The organism is Micromonospora sp. MGP-C2, assembly GCF_057766525.1.
In genome coordinates this window covers 3,359,485-3,381,114 of record NZ_JBYMEN010000002.1, presented here as the reverse complement: position 1 = coordinate 3,381,114, position 21,630 = coordinate 3,359,485, and the positions used below count along the sequence as shown (strand labels likewise).

Annotated in this window: 19 protein-coding genes; 12 read left to right on the top strand and 7 right to left on the bottom strand. The window is 69.8% G+C overall.

Translation table 11 applies throughout. The features are described 5' to 3' along the window. Positions 1-263: 263 nt before the first annotated feature. The 5 genes from AC3CF1_RS15230 to AC3CF1_RS15210 all read left to right on the top strand — a co-directional run bounded on the left by AC3CF1_RS15230 (position 264) and on the right by AC3CF1_RS15210 (position 6,000). Complete coding sequence (locus AC3CF1_RS15230; RefSeq protein ID WP_355160000.1) at positions 264-1,904, top strand: peptide ABC transporter substrate-binding protein; 1,641 nt, start codon at positions 264-266, stop codon at positions 1,902-1,904. A 148-nt stretch (positions 1,905-2,052) separates the two neighbouring features. Then, positions 2,053-2,979: an ABC transporter permease gene (locus AC3CF1_RS15225; protein WP_088950152.1), complete on the top strand. Its 927-nt coding sequence runs from the start codon at positions 2,053-2,055 to the stop codon at positions 2,977-2,979. Next, entirely contained in the window at positions 2,972-3,940 is a 969-nt protein-coding gene (locus AC3CF1_RS15220) for an ABC transporter permease (RefSeq protein ID WP_328533477.1), read from the top strand. Before AC3CF1_RS15225 ends, AC3CF1_RS15220 begins: the two co-directional genes overlap by 8 nt. A 10-nt stretch (positions 3,941-3,950) precedes the next feature. Beyond that, positions 3,951-4,994, top strand: coding sequence for an ABC transporter ATP-binding protein (locus AC3CF1_RS15215; RefSeq protein WP_435794490.1), 1,044 nt, complete (start codon positions 3,951-3,953; stop codon positions 4,992-4,994). Further along, the gene (locus tag AC3CF1_RS15210) at positions 4,987-6,000 is read left to right on the top strand and encodes an ABC transporter ATP-binding protein (RefSeq protein ID WP_354982495.1); all 1,014 of its coding nucleotides are present in this window, start codon (positions 4,987-4,989) and stop codon (positions 5,998-6,000) included. Before AC3CF1_RS15215 ends, AC3CF1_RS15210 begins: the two co-directional genes overlap by 8 nt. A gap of 141 nt (positions 6,001-6,141) precedes the next feature. On the opposite strand, the gene AC3CF1_RS15205 is transcribed toward AC3CF1_RS15210, so the two are convergent. Then, the gene (locus tag AC3CF1_RS15205; RefSeq protein WP_172862108.1) at positions 6,142-6,537 is read right to left on the bottom strand and encodes a chorismate mutase; all 396 of its coding nucleotides are present in this window, start codon (positions 6,535-6,537) and stop codon (positions 6,142-6,144) included. Between the two features lie 326 nt (positions 6,538-6,863). Between AC3CF1_RS15205 and pcrA the strand changes: the two genes are divergently transcribed. Next, complete coding sequence (gene pcrA / locus AC3CF1_RS15200) at positions 6,864-9,269, top strand: DNA helicase PcrA (RefSeq protein WP_488450703.1); 2,406 nt, start codon at positions 6,864-6,866, stop codon at positions 9,267-9,269. A 96-nt stretch (positions 9,270-9,365) separates the two neighbouring features. Here the strand turns inward: pcrA and AC3CF1_RS15195 are convergent, their stop codons facing one another. Together AC3CF1_RS15195 and AC3CF1_RS15190 are read right to left on the bottom strand one after the other, a co-directional pair. Then, a complete protein-coding gene (locus tag AC3CF1_RS15195; RefSeq protein WP_488450702.1) occupies positions 9,366-10,142 on the bottom strand; it encodes a M23 family metallopeptidase in 777 nt (258 codons plus the stop codon). Positions 10,143-10,415: 273 nt separating this feature from the next. Then, entirely contained in the window at positions 10,416-11,126 is a 711-nt protein-coding gene (locus tag AC3CF1_RS15190) for a M23 family metallopeptidase (RefSeq protein WP_488450701.1), read from the bottom strand. Positions 11,127-11,627: 501 nt separating this feature from the next. Here AC3CF1_RS15190 and icmB point away from each other — a divergent pair. The 3 genes from icmB (at position 11,628) to sucD (ending at position 14,528) form a co-directional block, all read left to right on the top strand. After that, positions 11,628-12,032 (top strand): coenzyme B12-dependent isobutyryl CoA mutase small subunit, encoded by a 405-nt coding sequence (gene icmB / locus AC3CF1_RS15185; RefSeq protein WP_088950145.1) that lies wholly within the window; start codon positions 11,628-11,630, stop codon positions 12,030-12,032. Between the two features lie 427 nt (positions 12,033-12,459). Next, positions 12,460-13,638 carry an ADP-forming succinate--CoA ligase subunit beta gene (gene sucC / locus AC3CF1_RS15180; RefSeq protein ID WP_088950144.1) on the top strand — a complete coding sequence of 393 codons (1,179 nt, stop codon included), beginning with the start codon at positions 12,460-12,462 and terminating at the stop codon, positions 13,636-13,638. Positions 13,639-13,640: 2 nt separating this feature from the next. Next, positions 13,641-14,528: a succinate--CoA ligase subunit alpha gene (gene sucD, locus AC3CF1_RS15175; RefSeq protein WP_088950143.1), complete on the top strand. Its 888-nt coding sequence runs from the start codon at positions 13,641-13,643 to the stop codon at positions 14,526-14,528. Between the two features lie 96 nt (positions 14,529-14,624). Here sucD and AC3CF1_RS15170 read toward each other — a convergent pair whose 3' ends face one another. Further along, positions 14,625-14,891, bottom strand: a complete 267-nt coding sequence (locus AC3CF1_RS15170) for a hypothetical protein (protein WP_088950142.1) — start codon at positions 14,889-14,891, stop codon at positions 14,625-14,627. Between the two features lie 198 nt (positions 14,892-15,089). Here AC3CF1_RS15170 and AC3CF1_RS15165 point away from each other — a divergent pair, with 198 nt between their 5' ends. Next, positions 15,090-16,379: a cell division protein PerM gene (locus tag AC3CF1_RS15165; protein ID WP_488450700.1), complete on the top strand. Its 1,290-nt coding sequence runs from the start codon at positions 15,090-15,092 to the stop codon at positions 16,377-16,379. Between the two features lie 54 nt (positions 16,380-16,433). On the opposite strand, the gene AC3CF1_RS15160 is transcribed toward AC3CF1_RS15165, so the two are convergent. Then, on the bottom strand, positions 16,434-16,949 hold the full coding sequence (locus AC3CF1_RS15160) for a DUF4190 domain-containing protein (RefSeq protein WP_354982489.1): 516 nt from the start codon (positions 16,947-16,949) through the stop codon (positions 16,434-16,436). A 330-nt stretch (positions 16,950-17,279) separates the two neighbouring features. Here AC3CF1_RS15160 and purN point away from each other — a divergent pair, with 330 nt between their 5' ends. Together purN and purH are read left to right on the top strand one after the other, a co-directional pair. Then, positions 17,280-17,900, top strand: a complete 621-nt coding sequence (gene purN, locus AC3CF1_RS15155; protein ID WP_088950139.1) for a phosphoribosylglycinamide formyltransferase — start codon at positions 17,280-17,282, stop codon at positions 17,898-17,900. Next, entirely contained in the window at positions 17,897-19,468 is a 1,572-nt protein-coding gene (purH, locus tag AC3CF1_RS15150) for a bifunctional phosphoribosylaminoimidazolecarboxamide formyltransferase/IMP cyclohydrolase (RefSeq protein WP_488450699.1), read from the top strand. The genes purN and purH overlap by 4 nt, the downstream gene beginning before the upstream one ends. 98 nt (positions 19,469-19,566) lie before the next feature. Here purH and AC3CF1_RS15145 read toward each other — a convergent pair whose 3' ends face one another. Next, a complete protein-coding gene (locus tag AC3CF1_RS15145) occupies positions 19,567-20,607 on the bottom strand; it encodes an ABC transporter ATP-binding protein (RefSeq protein WP_088950137.1) in 1,041 nt (346 codons plus the stop codon). Beyond that, entirely contained in the window at positions 20,588-21,619 is a 1,032-nt protein-coding gene (locus AC3CF1_RS15140) for an ABC transporter ATP-binding protein (RefSeq protein WP_099848537.1), read from the bottom strand. Before AC3CF1_RS15140 ends, AC3CF1_RS15145 begins: the two co-directional genes overlap by 20 nt. Positions 21,620-21,630 lie beyond the last annotated feature (11 nt).

Sequence of the window (21,630 nt, the reverse complement as noted above, 5' to 3'; positions counted from 1 at the left end):
CAGTGGCAGCACCTCACCATCGGTGTGTGGCACTCCGTACGGCCAACGACCACGTCCTCGCCGCTCGCGGCGATTCGTGGCTGTGCCTCCTGCGTCGTGTCGCGCCTCGTCGGTGAGGGAGCCCGGCGGATCGGAACATCAGGGTGTCCCCAAATTCCCTGTGGTCCCGGCGACCCGCGCCTCGGGGTGGTCGGGCGGTGTCACCCCCCAAACGTGCGTGAAACCCACGACGGAACCTGGTTAGAAAGAGGAGGCCCCTCGGAATGAGAGTCTCGAAGCGGGCGACGAGCGCAATCGCGCTCAGCGCGGCTGCCGCGCTTGTCGCGAGCGGTTGCTCGAGCGGTGACAGCGGCGACGACCCTGCCGCCAGCAAGGACGGCGCGATCACCGTCCACGGCGTCCAGCCGGAGAACCCGCTGGTCCCGTCGAACACCACGGAGACTGGCGGCGGCAAGGTGATCGACTGGCTGTTCACCGGCCTGGTCGAGTACCCGAACGACGGTGGGGCCCCGCGCAACGCGCTGGCCGAGTCCATCAACACCACGGACTCCAAGGTCTTCACGATCAAGATCAAGAAGGGCACGAAGTTCCACGACGGCACCGAGGTGAAGTCGAAGAACTTCGTTGACGCGTGGAACTGGGCCGCCTACTCGCCGAACGGCGCGCAGAACGGCACCTTCTTCTCCGACATCCTGGGCTTCGAGGACACCTACACCACGGACCCGGACGGCGCGGACGGCCCCCAGAAGGCCCCGGCGCCGAAGTCCGACAAGATGTCCGGCCTGAAGGTCGTCGACGAGCAGACCTTCGAGGTCACCCTGGCGGCGCCGACCGCGGTCTTCCCGACCAAGCTCGGCTACAGCGCCTTCATGCCGCTGCCGGACGTCTTCTTCACCCAGAAGCCGGAAGAGTTCGGCAAGAAGCCGGTCGGCAACGGCCCGGTCAAGTTCGTGTCGTGGGAGGACAACGTCCTCATCAAGCTGACGCGCTTCGACGACTACAACCTTCGCGACAAGATGAAGGTCAAGGACGTCGACGTCAAGCTGTACCAGGACGAGACGGCCGCCTACGCCGACCTGCTGGCGAACAACCTCGACTTCATGGAGGTTGTCCCCACCTCGGCGCTCGCCGGTGACAAGTGGAAGACCGACCTCGGTGACCGGGGCCTGTCGACCGTCACGCCGTCGACCGCGCTGATCGCGTTCCCGACCTACGACAAGCGCTTCCAGAACCCGAAGCTGCGTCGTGCCGTGTCGCTGTCGATCAACCGGCAGGAGATCTCGGACAAGATCTTCTTCGGTACCCGTAAGCCGGCCGACAGCTGGGCGAACCCGCTGACCCCGGGCGCCAAGCCGGGCAACTGCACCGCCTGCAAGTTCGACCCGGCCACGGCCAAGACGCTGCTGACCGAGGCCGGCGGCTTCACCGGTGAGATGGTCTTCTACTACAACTCGGACTCCAGCCACAAGGACTGGATGGACGCCGTTGCGCAGCAGATCAAGACCAACCTGGGCATCAACGCTCGGGCCGAGGGCGTGCCGACCTTCGCGGTCTTCCGCCAGAGCATCAACGCCCACCAGATGAAGGGCCCGTACCGCGCTGCCTGGCAGCAGGACTACCCGGACGTCGAGAACTGGGTCAACCCGCTGTACGTCACCGGTGGCTCCTCGAACGACGGTCTGTACAGCAACAAGGAGGTCGACGCCCTGGCGAAGCAGGCCAGCGCCGCGCCGAGCCTGGAGGCCTCGCACGAGGCGTTCTCCAAGGCCGTCGAGCTGGTCGACCAGGACGTCCCGAGCATCCCGATCTACTTCTACGGTCAGCAGTCCGGCCACTCGGAGAAGATCAAGAAGCTCGAGCTGAACAACGTCGGCGAACTCGACATCACCTCGGTCGAGCTCTGATCCGAACGGTCTGACCCCGGGTCGGGCTCGCCACATCCGGTGAGCCCGACCCGGGGCCGTTCCGCGACTGGGTGTTACAACACTCCACTCGCACGTTGTCACCACCGTGTCGGCCGTCCGACGCGCCCCCTGTCTGGAGGACCACCCCATGGGCCGTTATCTGTTGAGACGGCTGCTCCAACTCGTGCCGGTCTTCATCGGTACGACGTTCCTGATCTACTGGCTCGTCTGGGCCGTTCCGGGCGATCCGTTCGCCGGCAAGTGCGGCGAGCGACGCTGCCCGGACCAGTACATCGCCTTCATGACCGAGAAGTACCACCTCGACCAGAACGTCTTCGTGCAGTACGCCAACTACATGAAGAACCTGCTCCAGGGTGACTTCGGTCAGACGTTCTCGCAGCGCGAGATCGGTGACATCATCGCCACGGCGTACCCGAACACGCTGAAGCTGGCCCTGGTGGCACTCGCCATCGAGGCCGTGATCGGCCTCGGCGCCGGCGTGCTGACCGGTCTGCGCCGCAACGGCTTCCTGGACAACCTCGTCCTGGTCTCCACGCTCTTCCTGATCGCGCTGCCGGTCTTCGTCGTCGGCTTCGTGCTCCAGTGGCTCCTGGGCGTGCAGTGGGGCATCGTCAAGCCGACCGTCTCCTCCGAGATGCGGTGGTCCGAGCTGATCGTGCCGGGCTTCGTGCTGGGCAGTGCGTCAGTGGCCTACATCGCCCGGGTTGCACGTACGAGCATCGCGGAGAACCGCCGCGCCGACTACGTGCGCACCGCGATCGCCAAGGGTCTGCCGATGCGCCGGGTGGTGGGCGTACACCTGCTGCGTAACTCGCTCATCCCGGTGGTCACCCTGCTCGGCACCGACCTCGGTGCCCTGATGGGCGGTGCGATCGTCACCGAGGGGATCTTCGGCATCAACGGGATCGGCCGTGCGGTGTACCGCGCGATCGTGACCAAGGAGAGCGCCACCGTGGTGGGCATTGTGGTCGTCCTGGTGCTGGTCTATCTCGTGATGAACCTGCTGGTTGACCTGCTCTACGCCGCCCTGGACCCGAGGATCCGTTATGAGTGACCCGAGTACCGCATCAATCGTCAGCACCCCTGGCGCGCACCCGACCGACTCCGCCGCCCCTGCCACCGCAGGTCAGCCGCAGAGCAACGAAAAGCCCCGTGGCCTGCTCGGTGACGCCTGGCGGGACCTCCGCCGCAAGCCGTTGTTCTGGATCGCCAGCGTCCTGATTCTGATCTTCCTGCTGATGGCAGCCTTCCCGGCGCTGTTCGCCCCGGGTGACGCGGTCAACGGATCGCTGTCCCGCAGCCTCGACAAGCCGTCCGCCAATGGCTGGTTCGGCTACGACGTGCAGGGCCGCGACGTCTACGCCCGGGTCATCTACGGCGCGCGGGCATCCGTCATCGTCGCCGTGCTGTCCGTGGTCGGCACCCTGTTCGTCGGTGGTGCCATGGGCATCATCTCCGGCTACCGCGGTGGCTGGGTGGACGGGCTGCTGAGCCGGATCGCCGACGTCTTCTTCGGTCTGCCCTTCGTGCTCGGCGCGATCGTCATCCTGACCACGTTCAACGGTTCGGGCTCCGGCAACAGCAAGGCCCAGATCATGGGCCTGGTGATCGTCTCGCTGATCGTGCTGAGCTGGCCGGTCGTGATGCGCCTCATGCGTTCCTCGGTGCTCGCCACCAAGGAAGCCGACTACATCGTCGCGGCCCGCGCCCTGGGCGCCGGCACGGGCCGGATCATCCTCAAGCACCTGCTGCCGAACTGCCTGGCCCCGCTGCTGGTCTACGGCACGATCATGGTCGGCTCGTTCATCGGCGCCGAGGCCACCCTGTCGTTCCTGGGCGTCGGTCTGAAGTCTCCGGTGGTGTCCTGGGGCATCATGATCAGCGACGGTAAGGATTTCCTCCGAGTCGCGCCAGGGCTGGTCTTCTTCCCCGCCGCGTTCCTCGTCACCGCAGTGCTGAGCTTCGTGATGCTCGGTGAGGCGGTCCGCGAGGCCCTCGATCCGAAACTCCGCTAGGGGATATCCAGTGTCCGACATTCTCGTGTCCGAGCAGTCCGCGCCGGGACCCGGCGGGTCCGGACGTCCCTCCGGCCGGCTGCTCGAGGTCGACGACCTGCGGGTGGAGTTCCGCACCCGGGACGGCGTCGCAAAGGTCATCAACGGGGTCACGTACCACGTCGACGCGGGGGAGACCCTCGCCGTGCTCGGCGAGTCCGGCTCCGGCAAGAGCGTCACGGCGCAGACCATCATGGGCATCCTCGACACGCCGCCCGGCTTCGTCACCGGTGGCCAGGTCCGCTTCCACGGCAAGGACATGCTCCGCATGTCCGACGAGGAGCGCCGCCGCATCCGCGGCGAGGGCATCGCGATGATCTTCCAGGACGCGCTCTCCGCGCTGAACCCCGTCTTCACCGTCGGGTTCCAGATCGCCGAGCAGTTCCGGGTCCGGCGGGGCATGGGTCGCGCGGAGGCCAAGAAGCGCGCGATCGACATGCTCGACCAGGTCAAGATCCCGAACGCCAAGAGCCGGTTCAACAACTACCCGCACCAGTTCTCCGGCGGTATGCGGCAGCGCGCGATGATCGCGATGTCGTTGGCGCTCGACCCCGAGGTGCTGATCGCGGACGAGCCGACCACCGCCCTCGACGTGACAGTGCAGGCCCAGATCATGGACCTGCTCGCCGAGCTTCAGCGTGAGCGGCAGATGGGCATGATCCTGATCACCCACGACCTCGGCGTGGTCGCCGACGTCGCGGACCGGATCGCGGTCATGTACGCGGGCCGGATCGTCGAGGAAGCCAACGTGTACGACCTGTACGCCAAGCCGGCGCACCCGTACACCATCGGTCTGATCGAATCGATCCCGCGCCTGGACGAGAAGGGGCAGCAGCTCCGCACGATCAAGGGCCTCCCGCCGAACCTGATGAACATCCCGCCGGGCTGCCCGTTCAACCCGCGCTGCCCGATGGCTCAGCCGGTGTGCCGGGAGAAGGTCCCGCCGCTGCTGCAGGTCGGCCACTCCCGGGCCAGCGCCTGCCACTTCGCCGAGGAGCTGGTGAACCGTGTCTGAGAACATCCTTGAGGTCCGTGACCTGGTCAAGCACTACCCCGTCACGCAGGGTGTGGTGTTCAAGAAGACCGTCGGCCAGGTCAAGGCGGTCGACGGGGTCTCGTTCGGTCTGCGCGCCGGTGAGACGCTCGGTGTGGTCGGCGAGTCCGGCTGCGGCAAGTCGACGCTCGCCCGGGTGCTGATGAACCTGGAGAAGCCGACCGCCGGCAGCGTGGTCTACAAGGGCCAGGACACCTCCAAGCTGTCCGGTGGCGCGCTGCGCCGTCTCCGCCGGCAGATCCAGCTGGTCATGCAGGACCCGTACACCTCGCTGAACCCGCGGATGACCGTCGGTGACCTGCTCGGTGAGCCGTTCGAGATCCACCCGGAAGTGGCGCCGAAGGGCAGCCGCCGGGCCAAGGTCCGCGAACTGCTCGACCTGGTGGGGCTCAACCCGGAGCACATCAACCGGTACCCGCACCAGTTCTCCGGCGGTCAGCGTCAGCGCATCGGCATCGCCCGCGCGCTCGCGCTGCGGCCCGAGATCATCGTCTGCGACGAGCCGGTGTCGGCGCTGGACGTCTCCATCCAGGCCCAGGTGATGAACCTGCTGGAGCAGCTCCAGGGCGAGTTCGGGCTGTCGTACGTCTTCATCGCGCACGACCTGTCGGTGGTTCGCCACCTCTCGGACCGGGTCGCGGTGATGTACCTCGGCAAGATCGTCGAGATCGGCACCGAGGACGAGATCTACGAGCGGCCGACGCACCCGTACACCCAGGCACTGCTCTCCGCGGTGCCGGTGCCGGACCCGACGCAGCGGAACAACAAGACGATCATCCGGCTCACGGGTGACGTGCCGTCGCCGATCAGCCCGCCCTCGGGCTGCCGGTTCCGGACCCGCTGCTGGAAGGCGCAGGACGTCTGCGCCGAGCAGGTCCCGCTGCTGGAGATCCGACAGGGTACGGACCACCCGAGCGCCTGCCACTTCGCGGAGCGGCGCCAGGTCGTCGTCACCCACGAGGCGTGAGTCACCGGAACCGCCTGCCGACGTCACCACGACGACGGCAGGCGGTTTCGTCTGGTCCGTGGCCCGGGGCCGGCGCCGCGTGGCGCAGCGAAGGTCACGAGGGGCGCACGGGCCGGGTGAGTCACAGTGGGCCGGTGCGGCTCACAGCGGGCCGCGGCCCGCGCGGAGCAGCAGCAGGGCCAACTGGGTGCCGTCGGCGCCGAGCGCGACCCGGAAGCGCTCCAGGATCTCGCGTTCGCGGGAGAGCACCAGGCGAGTCCCGCCGGAGGCCATCCGGGTCACCCCGACCTCCTGGGACAACGCGGCCCGCTCCTGCCAGAGCGTGATCAGGGCGTGGTCGATCTCATCGATCCGTTCTCTGATCTGCACGATCCGAGCGGAGGCGGACGGCTCCTCGGTGCCGGTCCGTGCCTCTGGCGGCCCAGCGGCCTCGGCCGTCGGCGACAGGGGTGCCGCCGGCTCGCTCCCGTTGGCCGCGGGCTGCTCGGCCTTCGGTCGGGTCGGGCCGCCGCTCTGCTCCATCACGTCTGTCATCATCGGGTACCTCTCGCACTGTGGTGCCCGGTGCCCGGAACCCGGGACGGAAAAAGCCCCGGACTCCAGGAGCCCGGGGCTTTCGTAGGTCTGAATCGATCAGGCGCGACCTACGGCAGCCGGACTCCCGGTGCCGTAGTAAAAGTAGTAGCGCGCAGCGATCACGCCGTCGAGTATGCCCACGTCGACGCCGGGTGCGCAAGCATTCCGCAATGAGACGCCGATCTTTGCCCGACTGGCGGGCAGTGCGGTGGGAGCACGCGGTCAGGCACGAGCTGCCGAGCGCCAGAGACAGTAGTGTCCGACTGGCGGCATAGACTTGTCGGGCGATGCATCCTCTCTTCGACATTCCCGCGTCCCCGCCTGCGCCGGAGTCCGCGCCGGCCCGCCCGGACCGGTCCCGGCCCGCCGCCGTCCGCCTCGATCCGCAGCAGCTGCTCGCCGGGCTCAACGGGCCGCAGCGCGACGCGGTCAGCCACGCCGGCTCGCCGCTGCTGATCGTGGCCGGCGCCGGGTCCGGCAAGACTCGGGTGCTCACGCACCGGATCGCCTACCTGCTCGCCGCACGGGACGTCCATCCCGGCGAGATCATCGCGATCACCTTCACCAACAAGGCAGCCGGCGAGATGAAGGAGCGCGTCGCCGCGCTCGTCGGTCCGCGGGCGCGCCTGATGTGGGTGTCGACGTTCCACTCCGCGTGTGTCCGGATCCTGCGCGCCGAGCACGAGCACGCCGGCCTCAAGTCGACCTTCTCCATCTACGACGCGGACGACTCCCGGCGACTGATGCAGTTGGTCACCCGCGAGCTGGATCTCGACCCGAAGCGCTACCCGGCGCGGGGGTTGGCCGGCCAGGTCTCCAACCTCAAGAACGAGCTGGTCGACCCGGAGCAGTTCGCCGCACGGGCCACCGGGCCCAACGAGCGGGCGCTGGCCGAGGCGTACACGCTCTACCAGCGCCGGCTGCGTGAGGCGCACGCCCTGGACTTCGACGACCTGATCATGACCACGGTGCACCTGCTCCAGTCGCACCCGCACGTCGCGGAGAGCTACCGCCGGCGGTTCCGGCACGTGCTCGTGGACGAATACCAGGACACCAACCACGCCCAGTACACGCTGATCAAGGAGCTGGTGTCCGGCACCGACGGGCTGGAGCCCGCCGAGCTGTGCGTCGTCGGCGACGCGGACCAGTCGATCTACGCGTTCCGCGGTGCGACGATCCGCAACATCCTGGAGTTCGAACGCGACTTCACCGACGCGCGGACGATCCTGCTGGAGCAGAACTACCGCTCCACCCAGACCATCCTCAACGCGGCCAACGCGGTGATCGACCGCAACACCTCCCGCAAGCCGAAGCGGCTGTGGAGCGAGGCCGGCGCTGGCGAGCGGATCGTCGGTTACGTGGCCGACACCGAGCACGCCGAGGCCGACTGGGTGGCCCGGGAGATCGACCGGCTGGTCGACGCCGACGAGACCCGCCCCGGCGATGTCGCTGTCTTCTACCGCACCAACGCCCAGTCCCGTGTGTTCGAAGAGGTGTTCATCCGCGTCGGCCTGCCCTACAAGGTGGTTGGCGGGGTGCGCTTCTACGAGCGTAAGGAGGTCCGGGACGCACTGGCGTACCTGCGTTCGGTGGTCAACGACGACGACACGGTGAGCCTGCGGCGGGTGCTCAACACCCCCCGCCGGGGGATCGGCGACCGCGCCGAGGCGTGCGTCGAGGCGCTCTCGAGCCGGGACCGGATCTCGTTCGGCGCGGCGCTACGGCGAGCCCGGGAGGCGCCGGGCATCTCCAGCCGGGCGGCCAACGGCATCGCCGACTTCGTGGCGCTGCTCGACGGGGCCCGGGAGCTGTCCGAGACCGGCACCCCGGAAGAGGTGTTGGAGGCACTGCTGACCCGCTCGGGCTACCTCACCGAGCTTGAGGAGAGCCTGGACCCGCAGGACGCCGGCCGGGTGGACAACCTCCAGGAGCTGGTCAGCGTCGCCCGGGAGTACACCGAGCGGATCGAGGCGCTGGGCGAGGAGGGGGAGCGGGCCACCCTGGCCGGTTTCCTGGAGCAGGTGGCGCTGGTCGCCGACGCCGACCAGATCCCCTCCGACGACCCCGACCACCAGGGGGTGGTCACCCTGATGACCCTGCACACCGCCAAGGGGCTGGAATTCCCGGTGGTCTTCCTGACCGGGCTGGAGGACGGCGTCTTCCCGCACCTGCGCTCGCTGGGCGACACCCGCGAGCTGGAGGAGGAGCGCCGGCTGGCGTACGTCGGCATCACCCGCGCCCGGCAGCGGCTCTACCTCTCCCGGGCGGTGACCCGCTCGGCCTGGGGGCAGCCGTCCTACAACCCGCCGTCGCGGTTCCTGGAGGAGCTGCCGACCGAGTTGGTGCACTGGGAGCGCACCGAAGGGTCGTACACCTCGTGGGCCGGCGGGGGCGGCGGCGTCGGAGGCCGCGCGGACCGCACGCCCGGCGCGCGTGGCAACTTCACCGGGGGTACGCCGAAGGCGGCCCAGTTGGCGCAGCGGCTCGGCGTGGACGCCAGCCGGCTGACCACGGCCAGCGAGCTGCCGCAGGGGCCCAAGGTGGCGGCCGGGGACCGGGTCAACCACCAGCGGTACGGGCTGGGGCGGGTGCTCGCCGTCGAGGGGCACGGCCCGGGTGCTCGCGCGCAGATCGACTTCGGCGACCAGACCATGTGGCTGGTGCTGCGGCACGCCCCGGTCGACAAGCTCTGACCCGTCGCGCCCGCACCATTGCACTGAAGCAGGGATGGAGGGGCCTCAGGCCCCTCCATCCCTGCTGTTGCGCCCGGACCGCGCTGGGAGGTCGCCTCAGCAGCCGAGGTCGACGCCGCGGGTCCGCATGAACGGGGCCGGGTCGATCTGGTTCCACATGCCCTGGTGCACCTCGAAGTGCAGGTGTGGGCCGGTGGCATCGCCGGTGGCGCCCTCGTACCCGATGACCTGGCCGGCCTTCACCTTCTGGCCGACGGTGACCGCGATGCGGCTCTGGTGGGCGTAGTGGGTCAGGTACCCGTTGCCGTGGTCGATGAAGACGGAGTTGCCGTACCCGTCGGAGGCGTCGCCGGCCTGGGTCACGGTGCCTGCGGCTGCGGCGCGGAGTGGCGTGCCGGAGGGCAGCGCCAGGTCTATACCTGCGTGCAGAGTGCCCCAGCGCTGCCCGTAGCAGGAGGTGACGGCTGCGCCCGGCATCGGGTTGACCCAGGCGGGTGCGGGCTTGGTGGTCTTCTTCGGCTTCGGCTTCGGCTTGGCCTTCGCGGTGGCCGTCTTCGCGGGCGTCGGGCTGGCGGTGGCCGCGGACGGGCTCGGTGTCGGGCTGCCCGAGGGGGTGACCGGTGTGCTCGACTCGCGGGCGGAGCGGTCCGCCCGGCTGGCGGCTTCGGCCCGGCTCTGCGCGTCGAGGGAGACGGCTGCGGGAGTCGGGTGGTCGCCGCCGGTGGTGGCGACCGCGACGCCACCGAGGCCGAGGGCCACCAGGGCGGCGGCGCTGAGCACGATGAGGCGGTTCCGCCGGCCGGCGCGCTGCGGTTGCCCGGTGTGGGGGGCGTCGGGGGTGTTCTCGTTCTGGACGGGGCTGTCTTCCTGCACGGCGGACCTTCACAGTCGAGGGGCACTTGACCTCGAAATACTGGTGTCGGACCGAGCCGGGGTGGGCGCGGGGACCGGGTGACCGCGCGGCGCGTGAAGTGATGGCTGCCCAGATATGACCCTCTCTATGGCGTTCTATCCGGAAAAGTGATCATGCTCCGTGGTGTCGCCGGTCACAATCGCGGATGTGACCCGGGATACATCCATCCGGTCGGGGCAACAAAAAACCGCCCGGATCGACAGATCCGGGCGGTCAACGGTCGTTACGCAACGTCAGGAGGCGCCTACCTCATTGAAGAATGCCTCGACTTGCAGCTTGATGTCCACTCCGCGGTCCTGGAGGAACGGCACCGGGTCGACCGGCTGGCCCTTGACATGGATCTCCAGGTGCAGGTGCGTGCCGTAGGCGTGGCCCGTCTGGCCCACCAGACCAAGCTGGTCGCCGGCCTTGATCTGCTGGCCTTCCTTCACGCTCACCGAGGAGGAGTGGCCGTAGATGGCCTCGCTGCCGTCGGCGTGCTGGACGATCACCGCGTTGCCGTACCCGCCGAACCAGCCGGCCTTGGTGACCAGCCCGTCGTGGATCGCCACGTAGGGAGTGCCCTCGCCGGCGACCAGGTCCACGCCGGTGTGCAGCTTGCCCCAGCGCATCCCGTAGGGAGAGTTGAAGTCGTAGCCCTGCAACGGCAGCAGCCAGACCTCGGGCTCGGCGCTGTCCTCGCTGCGGTCGTCGTCCCGCGAGGCGCGGTCGGCGTTCTCGGCACGGGCCGCCGCGTCCTGACTGGTGACCGACGCCTGCTTGAGCTCGTCGAGCACCGACGGGCTGACGTCCTTGGCATCGGGCAGAGCACTCGCGCCGAGGGCGACGATGCCGGCCCCGACGAACGCCGTGGTGACGACAGCGGCGTAACGGCTGCGCGGTGGGGTGGGCACACGGCGACGACCGCGATATCGATCGGGCTCAGACGACAGGCGCTGGCGCACGCACACCCTCCGTTGTCGGGGTTCCGAAGCGGTCGGTGGGCGTTCGTAAAGCTCCAATGAACGTCCGCTGACCGCGTCGTCACCCGTCCATGGACCTGATGACAACCGTGGACACGTTAGCCAACCGCCAGGCGAGTCACAAGCTAGACCGCCAAACTGGCGTGTCGATCTGTCCGTTTGCGTCCATGATTGTCATGCATCGCGCCGCTAAACGGTGCCCCTGATGCTGCCCGTTCGTCGCCGAGCGTGACCGATCCGGCGGAGTCGTCCGACTTGACTCGGGGCAGTGCCGGAATGCCTTGGCGGGCGTCCCCGGATCTGGCTCGGGGCCCCCGGACGGCCCCCGGTCCGCTGCCCGCCACTTCGGGTCCGCCCGTACGACAATGCCGGGCAGGGGCCGGCGGCGGAGCCCGGTTTCCGGCCCCGATTTCCTGGGCCGGGCCCGCCGGGTTACCGTTCGTTCAGGTGAAGGCCCGTGAAGCCGGTGAAAGGTGTGCGCTGATGAGCTCTCGTATTCGGGTCGTCGTCGCCAAGCCCGGCCTGGACGGCCATGACCGGGGCGCGAAGGTCGTCGCACGCGCTCTGCGGGACGCGGGCATGGAGGTCGTCTACACCGGCCTGCACCAGACTCCCGAGCAGATCGTGGAGACCGCCATCCAGGAGGACGCCGACGCGGTCGGCCTGTCCGTCCTCTCCGGCGCGCACATGACGCTCTTCCGGCGGGTGCTGGAACTGCTCAGTGAGCGGGACGCCCGCGACATCGTCGTGTTCGGCGGCGGCATCATTCCGAACGGCGACATTCCCGAGTTGGAGAAGCTGGGCGTCGCGAAGATCTTCACGCCGGGCGCCACCACTCAGGCGATTGTCGAGTGGGTCCGGCAGAACGTGGCGCAGCCGGTTTCCTGAGTCTCGTTGCTCAGCGACTGGATTTGGGCACGGGGGAGGGGCCGGACGCACCCCTCACACGTCCGGCCCCTCTATGCACGATGCCCCGCCGCCACCCCTCGACCGACAGGGCATCGGCCGTCTCCCGTCGTCACGCTTCTCAGCGCTCCGACATCTGACTCAACGACGCCCCCACGGCCGGGTTACGCAAGCCGGACAACATCGCCCGGATGGTTGATGCCATCCGTGTCGTGGCCGCAAACCGGCCGCGTCTGATGTCCGGTTGTGCATTACCGCACACCGCGCACCCGCTCGGTTGCCGGTGGTGCCGACCTCGCTAGGCTGCGGCCAATGGCCTGTTTCAACTGATGACAGGCGTCAAACTGTTTTTTTGAACGCTGGTGGCGGCGCGACGGCGCGCCGCGGAGACGGGACGGGACGCGCAATCGTGGACCTGTACGAGTACCAGGGGCGGGACCTGTTCGAGCGGCACGGCTTGCCCGTGCTGGCCGGCGGCGTCGCCACTACCCCGGAAGAGGCCCGTGCGATCGCCGAACGCCTCGGCGGTCGCGTGGTCGTCAAGGCGCAGGTGAAGGTCGGCGGCCGAGGTAAGGCCGGCGGCGTCAAGCTCGCCGAGGGCGCCGAGGAGACGGTGGCCCGCGCCACCGACATCCTCGGCATGGACATCAAGGGTCACACCGTCCACAAGGTCATGATCACGGTGACCGCGGACGTGGCCGAGGAGTACTACTTCTCGTACCTGCTCGACCGAGCGAACCGCACCTTCCTCTGCATCGCCAGCGTCGCCGGCGGCATGGACATCGAGCAGGTCGCCGCCGACACCCCCGACAAGGTCGTGAAGGCCCCGATCGACGCCGTTAAGGGCGTGGACGAGGCCAAGGCCCGCGAGATCGTGACCGCCGCCGGCTTCCCGGCCGAGGTCGCCGACCAGGTGGTCGAGATCGCCGTCGGCCTGTGGCAGGCGTTCGTCGCCGAGGACGCCACCCTGGTCGAGGTCAACCCGCTCGCCAAGAACGGCGACGGCCGGATGCTCCTGCTCGACGCCAAGATCAGCCTGGACGAGAACGCGGCGTTCCGGCACCCGGACCACGAGGCGCTGGTCGACCAGGCCGCGGTGGACCCGCTGGAGCAGGCCGCCAAGGCCAAGGACCTCAACTACGTCAAGCTCGACGGCGAGGTCGGCATCATCGGCAACGGCGCGGGTCTGGTCATGTCGACCCTCGACGTGGTCGCGTACGCCGGTGAGCGGCACGGCAACGTCAAGCCGGCCAACTTCCTCGACATCGGCGGTGGCGCGAGCGCCGCGGTGATGGCGAACGGGCTGGAGATCGTGCTCTCCGACCCGGCTGTGAAGAGCGTCTTCGTCAACGTCTTCGGCGGCATCACCGCCTGTGACGAGGTCGCCAACGGCATCATCCAGGCGTTGGCGCTGCTGGAGCAGCGGGGCGAGCAGGTCAGCAAGCCGCTCGTCGTCCGTCTCGACGGCAACAACGCCGAGGCTGGCCGGGCGATCCTGGACAGCGCGAACAACCCGCTCGTGCAGCGGGTGGACACCATGGACGGTGCGGCCGAGCGGGCCGCCGAGCTGGCAGCTGCGGGGGTCTGATCATGGCTATCTGGCTGACCAAGGACTCGAAGGTCATCGTCCAGGGGATGACCGGTTCCGAGGGTTCCAAGCACACCCGGCGGATGCTGGCCGCCGGCACGAACGTGGTGGGCGGCGTCAACCCGCGCAAGGCGGGCCAGAAGGTCGACTTCGACGGCACCGAGCTGCCGGTCTTCGCGTCCGTCGCGGACGCGATGGCCGAGACCGGGGCCGACGTCACTGTCATCTTCGTGCCGCCGCAGTTCACCAAGGCCGCAGTGGTCGAGGCGATCGACGCCGCGATCCCGCTGGCCGTGGTGATCACCGAGGGCGTGCCGGTGCACGACACCGCATCGTTCTGGGCGTACAACGTGGCGAAGGGCGAGCAGACCCGGATCATCGGGCCGAACTGCCCCGGCATCGCCTCGCCCGGCGCGTCCAACGCCGGCATCATCCCGGCCGACATCACCGGCTCCGGCCGGATCGGCCTGGTCAGCAAGAGCGGCACGCTGACCTACCAGATGATGTACGAGCTGCGCGACATCGGCTTCTCCACCTGCGTCGGCATCGGCGGTGACCCGATCATCGGGACCACCCACATCGACGCCCTGGCGGCGTTCGAGGCCGACCCGGAGACCGACGCCATCGTCATGATCGGTGAGATCGGTGGCGACGCCGAGGAGCGGGCCGCCGAGTTCATCAAGACCAACGTCACCAAGCCGGTGGTCGGCTACATCGCCGGCTTCACCGCTCCTCCCGGCAAGACCATGGGTCACGCCGGGGCGATCATCTCCGGCTCGGCCGGCACCGCCGAGGCGAAGCAGGCGGCGCTGGAGGCTGTCGGCGTCAAGGTCGGCAAGACGCCGACCGAGACCGCGAAGCTGATGCGGGAGATCATGTCCGGCAACTGAGCCGGTCAGGCAACACCGGAGGGGGTCGACCGCAACCGGTCGACCCCCTTCGGCGTACCTGCGCTGCCGGCGCCTCCCGCTGGTGGCGCAGCCCGCTCAGTCGTTGTTCCAGAACGGGTAGTTGCCGGTGGCGCGCAGGATCGCGCCGCCGATGATGTTGATCACGCCGAACACGATGGCGAGGTAGCCCAGTAGCGGTGACTGCCCGTACCGACGGGCGTCGCGGATGGACAGGTAGCCGAAGATGATGCCCAGGATGCCGCAGCAGATCAGCCCAAGCACGATGCCCAGCACGCCCCAGAGCGTGGTCCGGTCCCGTCCCCGGGCCGGTGGGGGCGGGGATGGCGCGTATGGCGTTGTCACGGCGTCCTCCGGGCGGTCGTGGGCGGCGAGCCGGACGGACCGCGACCGGCGGACCCGACCCGGGTGGCGGCGACTCGCGCCCCCTCTGGCCGAGGCTAGACCGGGCCGGGTGGGCTGGGCCCCGGTTCGGTCAACTCGCCGCCCTTCGGGCGGCTTAACGGACTGCCACCGCCCGCGCGACGTGCCAGAGTAGAGCGGATGTCCCCCGTCACCCCTGACCGTCCCAGCCGTCCCGGCGGTGTGAGCGCCGACGACCGGCCGGTCGATCGTGCCGCCCGGCCCCGACGGGTGCCCGCGCCCCGCGCGGGCGGGGCGCCACGCGGGCGCGCGCCGTTGCCCGTCGCCGCCGGGGTGGCGGCCGGCTGGGCCGCCCTCACCTCCTACCTGCCGGTCGCCATCGTGCTCGGCCTGGTCCAGCTCGGCACGGATTCGACGACGCTGGTCAGCACCCTGCGCACGGCGTTGGCCGGTTGGCTGCTCGGCCACGGGGTGCCGCTGCACACCGACTCCGGCCCGCTCGGGCTCGCCCCGCTGGCACTGACCGTGCTCGCGCTCTGGCGGCTCAGCCGGGCCGGTGTGCACGTCAGCCGCGCGATCGGCGCCCGGGACACCCGCTCACCGCGCCGCGCGCTGCTCGCCGCAGGCGCGGTCGGCATCGCGTACGCGCTGCTGGGCGCACTCGCGGCAGTGCTGGTGGGTGCCGGTGGGCCGACGGTGTCCCCGATCCGGGCGGGCGCCACGTTCGCGGTGGTCGGCACACTCGCCGCACTGATCGGCGCCACCCGCATCACCGCCGTGACCCGGCTCCTCGTCACCCGGCTGTCAAACCCGGTGCGGGACGGCATTCGCACCGGCCTGGTGGCGGGGCTGCTGCTGCTCGGCGCGGGTGCCGGTGCGGCCGGCCTGGCGGTGGCCACCGGCGGCGGCGACGCGGCGGACATGATCGGGGCGTACCGGACGGGGGTCGCCGGGCAGGCCGGGATCACCCTGGTCAGCGTCGCGTACGCGCCGAACGCGGCGATCTGGTCGGCCAGCTATCTGCTCGGGCCGGGCTTCGCGGTCGGCACCGACACCGCGGTTCGCACCAGCGAGGTGTCGGTCGGCGCACTGCCAGCCGTGCCACTGCTCGCCGGTCTGCCACGAGGCCCGGTGGACGGCTTGGGCGCCCTGCTGCTCGCGGTGCCGGTGCTGGCCGGAATGGTGGCCGGCTGCCTGCTCGCCCGCCGGGTGGCCCGACTCGCCGGGCCGGAGCGGGCCCCGCAGCGCTGGGCCGAGGTGCTGGCCCCGGCGGTGCTGGCCGGGCTGGTGGCCGGCGTGCTGCTCGGTGTGGCCGCCGCGGTCTCCGGCGGGTCACTGGGCGCCGGCCGGCTGGCACAGGTCGGGCCGGTGGGCTGGCAGGTCGGTGCGGTGGCCGCCGTCGTCATCGGGGTCGGCGCACTGCTCGGCGCCGCCGCCACCCGGGCCCTCACCCGCACCCCCGCCCAGTAGACGCGCGCGGGGCGCCCCGGACGAATCCGGAGCGCCCCGTCGAATCCGAGCTTGTCAGGGCTGGGTGGGCAGGGCCACGTTCGCCACGATGCCGAGGATGATCAGGATGATGCCCAACCCGACACCGATCGCGCCGCAGATCAGGCCGGCCTTGGCCTGCCCGGCGTTGTTCGCCTGGCCCTGGGCGACCTTCTGCCGGGCGAGGTAACCGGTCACAACGGCCGCGATGCCGACCGGGATGCCCAGGTAGAAGCAGCAGATCAGCGGGATCGACGCGATACCGAGGATCATCGACACCAGGCCGAGGGTGTTGTTCTGCCCCTGGCCCCCCTGCGGGTAGCCGGCGTTCGGGTACGTCGGACCGCCGCCGCCGTACTGGGGCTGCTGCTGGCCGTACGGGTCCTGGCCGTACGGCTGTCCCGAGGTCGGCTGGCCGTACGGCTGTCCCGAGGTCGGCTGCTGGCCGTACGGGGCCGCCGGCGGCTGGCCGTACTGCGGCGGCTGGGGTGCGTTCGGGTCCTGGTTGGGCTGCTGGCCGTACGGGTCCTGGCCGGGGTTACCGGGTTGCATTCGAGAGCTCCTTGAACTGGTTCCGTCAGTTACTGCTGTTGTTGCCACCCATGATCGCTGTCAGTCCTCGGAATGCACAGCGCGGCAGCACCACGACATCGTCACGGTGCTGCCGATCGACGGTTGCCGTTGGGGGTGGTGACCGGGCGACACGCGGTGCTCCTCAGTGCAGCGACACCGCTGGTGTGCCGATCGGTGCGGGGGTTCGGACCGACGAGGTGTCAAGTCCGAGCGAGCGGCAGCGTACCGGGTCGATGCACGTCGGCACTGTCAAAGATCGGCGCGCCGCCCAGCCGGAGGGCTTCCTGACCTGCCCGATAGGGTGGCCCGGTGACCGAGCCCGCGCCTGTCGCCCGCATCGTCGTCCTCATCTCCGGCTCCGGTAGCAACCTCCAGTCGCTGCTGGATGCCGCCGTCGACCCCGCGTACGGTGCGCAGGTCGTCGCGGTCGGCGCGGACCGTGACGGCATCGCGGGCCTGGACCGGGCCGAGGCCGCGGGGGTGCCGACCTTCGTCGAGCGGGTCCGTGATCACGACACCCGGGAGGACTGGGACCGGGCGCTCACCGCGCACGTCGCGAAACACCAACCGGACCTGGTCATCTCCGCGGGTTTCCTCAAGCTGGTCGGCCCGCACTTCCTCGCCGCCTTCGGCGACCGCTACCTGAACACCCACAACACCCTGCTGCCGGCGTTTCCCGGCATCCACGGCCCGCGTGACGCCCTCGCCTACGGCGTGAAGCTCACCGGGGCCACCCTCTTCTTCGTCGACGCCGGCATGGACACCGGGCCGATCGTCGCGCAGGTCGCGGTGCCGGTGCTCGACGACGACGACGTGGACACGCTCACCGAGCGCATCAAGGAAGCCGAGCGGCGCCAGCTCGTCGAGCAGGTCGGTCGCCTGGTCCGCGAAGGCTGGACCATCACCGGAAGGAAGGTCACGGTTCCGTGAGTCCCACTCAGGACGGGCGCCGCCCGATCAGGCGGGCGCTGGTCAGCGTCTACGACAAGACCGGGCTGGTCGAGCTGGCTCAGGCCCTGCACGCCGCCGGTGTGGAGATCGTGTCCACCGGAAGCACTGCGGGCACCATCGCCGCCGCCGGTGTGCCGGTGACGCCGGTGGAGACGGTGACCGGGTTCCCCGAGGTGCTCGACGGCCGGGTGAAGACCCTGCACCCGAAGGTGCACGCGGGTCTCCTCGCGGACCTGCGCAAGGACACGCATGTCGCGCAGCTCGACGAGCTGGGGGTTGCGGCGTTCGACCTGCTGGTCTCCAACCTCTACCCCTTCCAGGCGACCGTCGCCTCCGGCGCCGACGTCGAGGAGTGCGTGGAGCAGATCGACATCGGTGGCCCGGCCATGGTGCGGGCCGCCGCCAAGAACCACGCCTCGATCGCCGTGCTCACCGACCCGGCCGGTTACCCGGCGCTGATCGGCGCGCTCGGCGAGGGGGGCTTCACAGTGGCCCAGCGGCGCGCGCTGGCCGCCCGGGCGTTCGCCGACATCGCCGAGTACGACGTGGCCGTGGCCCGGTGGTGCGCGCAGGAGCTGGCGCCCGCCGACGACTGGTGGCCGCAGTTCGCGGGGCTGGCGCTGCGCAAGTCGACGGCGCTGCGCTACGGCGAGAACCCGCACCAACCGGCTGCGCTCTACACCGACCCGGACGCCCCGGCGGGGCTGGCCCAGGCCGAGCAGCTGCACGGCAAGGAGATGTCCTACAACAACTACGTCGACGCGGACGCCGCCTGGCGGGCGGCGAACGACTTCGCCGACCAGCCGGCCGTCGCGATCATCAAGCACGCCAACCCGTGCGGCATCGCGGTGGGTGTGGACGTGGCCGAGGCACACCGCAGGGCGCACGCCTGCGACCCGGTGTCGGCGTTCGGCGGCGTCATCGCGGTCAACCGGCTGGTCTCGGTCGAGCTGGCGCGGCAGGTGGCCGAGATCTTCACCGAGGTGGTGGTCGCGCCCGGCTTCGACGAGGGCGCGGTCGAGGTGTTGCAGGCCAAGAAGAACATCCGGCTGCTGCGGGCGCCGGCCTGGACGCCGGCGCTGGTGGAGTTGCGGCCGGTGACCGGTGGCGTGCTGGCCCAGGTCGCCGACCGGGTGGACGCCCCCGGCGACGACCCGGCGACCTGGCAGTTGGCGACCGGCGAGGCCGCCGACGAGGAGCTGCTGCGGGACCTGGCGTTCGCGTGGCGGGCGGTCCGTGCCGTGAAGAGCAACGCGATCCTGCTCGCGAAGGACGGCGCCACCGTCGGGGTCGGCATGGGTCAGGTCAACCGGGTCGACTCGGCGCAGCTCGCGGTCAACCGCGCCGGCGCCGAGCGGGCTCGGGGTTCGGTCGCCGCCTCGGACGCGTTCTTCCCGTTCGCCGACGGCCCGCAGATCCTCATCGACGCCGGCGTCCGCGCCATCGTGCAGCCCGGTGGCTCGATCCGCGACGAAGAAGTCATCGCAGCGGCCAAAAAGGCCAACGTAACGATGTACCTGACGAAAACCCGCCACTTCTTCCACTAGGTCGCGAAACCCCGCGAGACCCCGTTGATCATGAAGTTGTTGCCCGGCCGGTCGGCGTGTCGGGACAATAACTTCATGATCAACGGGGCTTGAGCGGGTCAGGCCGTGGGGGTTGTGGGGCGGAGTTCGGCGAAGTGGCAGGCGGACGGGTGGGGGTCCGCCGCTCTCGGGACCGTTTTCGGGTCCTCCACGGCGCAGATCTCCTGTGCCTTCCAGCAGCGGGTGCGGAAGTGGCAGCCGCTCGGCGGGTCGGCCGGGCTGGGCACGTCGCCGACCAGCCGGATCATGTTGCGCTGGTCGCGGGCCTCCGGGTCGGGCACCGGCACCGCCGAGAGCAGAGCCTGGGTGTACGGGTGGGTGGCCCGCTCGTAGATCTCGTCCTCGGTGCCGATCTCGACGATCCGGCCGAGGTACATCACCGCCACCCGGTCGGCGATGTGCCGCACCACGGACAGGTCGTGGGCGATGAAGATGTACGACAGCCCCAGCTCGTTCTGCAACTGCTTCAGCAGGTTGATCACCTGGGCCTGGATGGAGACGTCCAGCGCCGACACCGGCTCGTCGCAGACGATCACCTCGGGTCGCAGCGCGAGCGCGCGGGCGATGCCGATGCGCTGACGCTGACCGCCGGAGAACTGGTGCGGGTACCGGTTGATGTGCTCCGGGTTGAGCCCGACCACGTCGAGCAGTTCCTGGACCCGCTTCTGCTTGCTGCCCTTGGGCGCGGCATCCGGGTGGATCTCGAACGGTTCGCCGATGATGTCGCCGACGGTCATCCGCGGGTTCAGCGACGTGTACGGATCCTGCATGACCATCTGCATGTTGCGGCGCACCCGGCGCAGTTCACCCCCGGAGGCCTTGAACAGGTCCTTGCCCTCCAGGGTCGCGCCTCCGGAGGTGGGCGTCTCCAGGCGCATCAGCAGCCGGGCGAGGGTGGACTTGCCGCAGCCGGACTCGCCGACCACACCCAGCGTCTCGCCCCGACGCAGCTCGAAACTCACCCCGTCGACGGCCTTCACCGCGCCGACCTGCCGCTGGAACAGCACCCCCTGCGTGATCGGGAAGTGCTTCACCAGGTTGTCGACGGAGAGGATCGTCTCGCCGCGGACCTTGCCGGGGCTAGCGGGCGGCGCTGTCATCACGGACCTCCTGCGCGAAGTGGCAAGCGCTGGTCCGGCCGTCGCCGAGGACCAGGTCGTGCGGCACGACGTCCACGCAGACCTGCTGGACGTACGGGCACCGGGGGTGGAACGGGCAGCCGGACGGGATGCGCATCAGGTTCGGCGGCAACCCCTTGATCGTCGACAGTTCCTCGCCGCGGACGTCCAGGCGCGGGATCGACTCCAACAAACCCTTTGTGTACGGGTGGGCGGGCGCCTTGTAGAGCGAGCGGACGTCGGCGTGCTCGACGATCCGGCCGGCGTACATGACCGCGATCCGGTCCGCGACACCGGCGACCACGCCCAGGTCGTGGGTGATCAGGATCATCGCCATGTTGCGTTCCTGACGCAGGTCGGCCAGCAGGTCCATGATCTGGGCCTGGACGGTCACGTCGAGCGCCGTGGTGGGCTCGTCGGCGATGAGCACCTTCGGGTCCAGCGCCAGCGCCATGGCGATCATGACGCGCTGCCGCATGCCGCCGGAGAACTGGTGCGGGTAGTCGCCGATCCGCTTGGCGGCACCGGGGATCTTGACCAGGTCCATCAGCTCGATGGCACGGCGTCGGGCGTCGGACCGGGACAGGCCGGAGCGCTGACGCAGCGTCTCACCGATCTGCCAGCCGACCGGAAACACCGGGTTCAGGGCCGAGAGCGCGTCCTGGAAGATCATCGCGATCTCCTTGCCGCGTACCTGTCGGCGCTGTTCCTCGGAGCGGGTGAGCAGGTCCTGACCCTGGTAGAGGATCTGGCCGGAGCGGACGAACGCGGGCGGGGTGTCCAGGATGCCCATGATCGCCTGGGCGGTGACCGACTTGCCCGAGCCGGATTCGCCGAGCACGGCCAGTGTCTCGCCGGCGTCCAGGTGGTACGACACGCCGTTGATCACCCGGGCCACGCCCTCGTTGGTGCGGAACTCGACGTGCAGGTCCCGCAACTCCAGCAGGTGGCCGCCCTCGGGCGTGGCGGAGGCGGGCGTCGGTTGAACGGTCATGGCTGTGCCTG

What these genes read in the sequence shown, in the direction of transcription:
- pcrA (WP_488450703.1), top strand. Translation starts at nt 6,864, where the DNA reads ATGCATCCTCTCTTCGACATTCCCGCGTCCCCGCCTGCGCCGGAGTCC.
- sucD (WP_088950143.1), top strand. Translation starts at nt 13,641, where the DNA reads ATGGCTATCTGGCTGACCAAGGACTCGAAGGTCATCGTCCAGGGGATG.
- AC3CF1_RS15140 (WP_099848537.1), bottom strand. Translation starts at nt 21,619, where the DNA reads ATGACCGTTCAACCGACGCCCGCCTCCGCCACGCCCGAGGGCGGCCAC.
- AC3CF1_RS15220 (WP_328533477.1), top strand. Translation starts at nt 2,972, where the DNA reads ATGAGTGACCCGAGTACCGCATCAATCGTCAGCACCCCTGGCGCGCAC.
- AC3CF1_RS15145 (WP_088950137.1), bottom strand. Translation starts at nt 20,607, where the DNA reads ATGACAGCGCCGCCCGCTAGCCCCGGCAAGGTCCGCGGCGAGACGATC.
- AC3CF1_RS15230 (WP_355160000.1), top strand. Translation starts at nt 264, where the DNA reads ATGAGAGTCTCGAAGCGGGCGACGAGCGCAATCGCGCTCAGCGCGGCT.
- AC3CF1_RS15205 (WP_172862108.1), bottom strand. Translation starts at nt 6,537, where the DNA reads ATGATGACAGACGTGATGGAGCAGAGCGGCGGCCCGACCCGACCGAAG.
- AC3CF1_RS15160 (WP_354982489.1), bottom strand. Translation starts at nt 16,949, where the DNA reads ATGCAACCCGGTAACCCCGGCCAGGACCCGTACGGCCAGCAGCCCAAC.
- icmB (WP_088950145.1), top strand. Translation starts at nt 11,628, where the DNA reads ATGAGCTCTCGTATTCGGGTCGTCGTCGCCAAGCCCGGCCTGGACGGC.
- AC3CF1_RS15165 (WP_488450700.1), top strand. Translation starts at nt 15,090, where the DNA reads ATGTCCCCCGTCACCCCTGACCGTCCCAGCCGTCCCGGCGGTGTGAGC.
- AC3CF1_RS15225 (WP_088950152.1), top strand. Translation starts at nt 2,053, where the DNA reads ATGGGCCGTTATCTGTTGAGACGGCTGCTCCAACTCGTGCCGGTCTTC.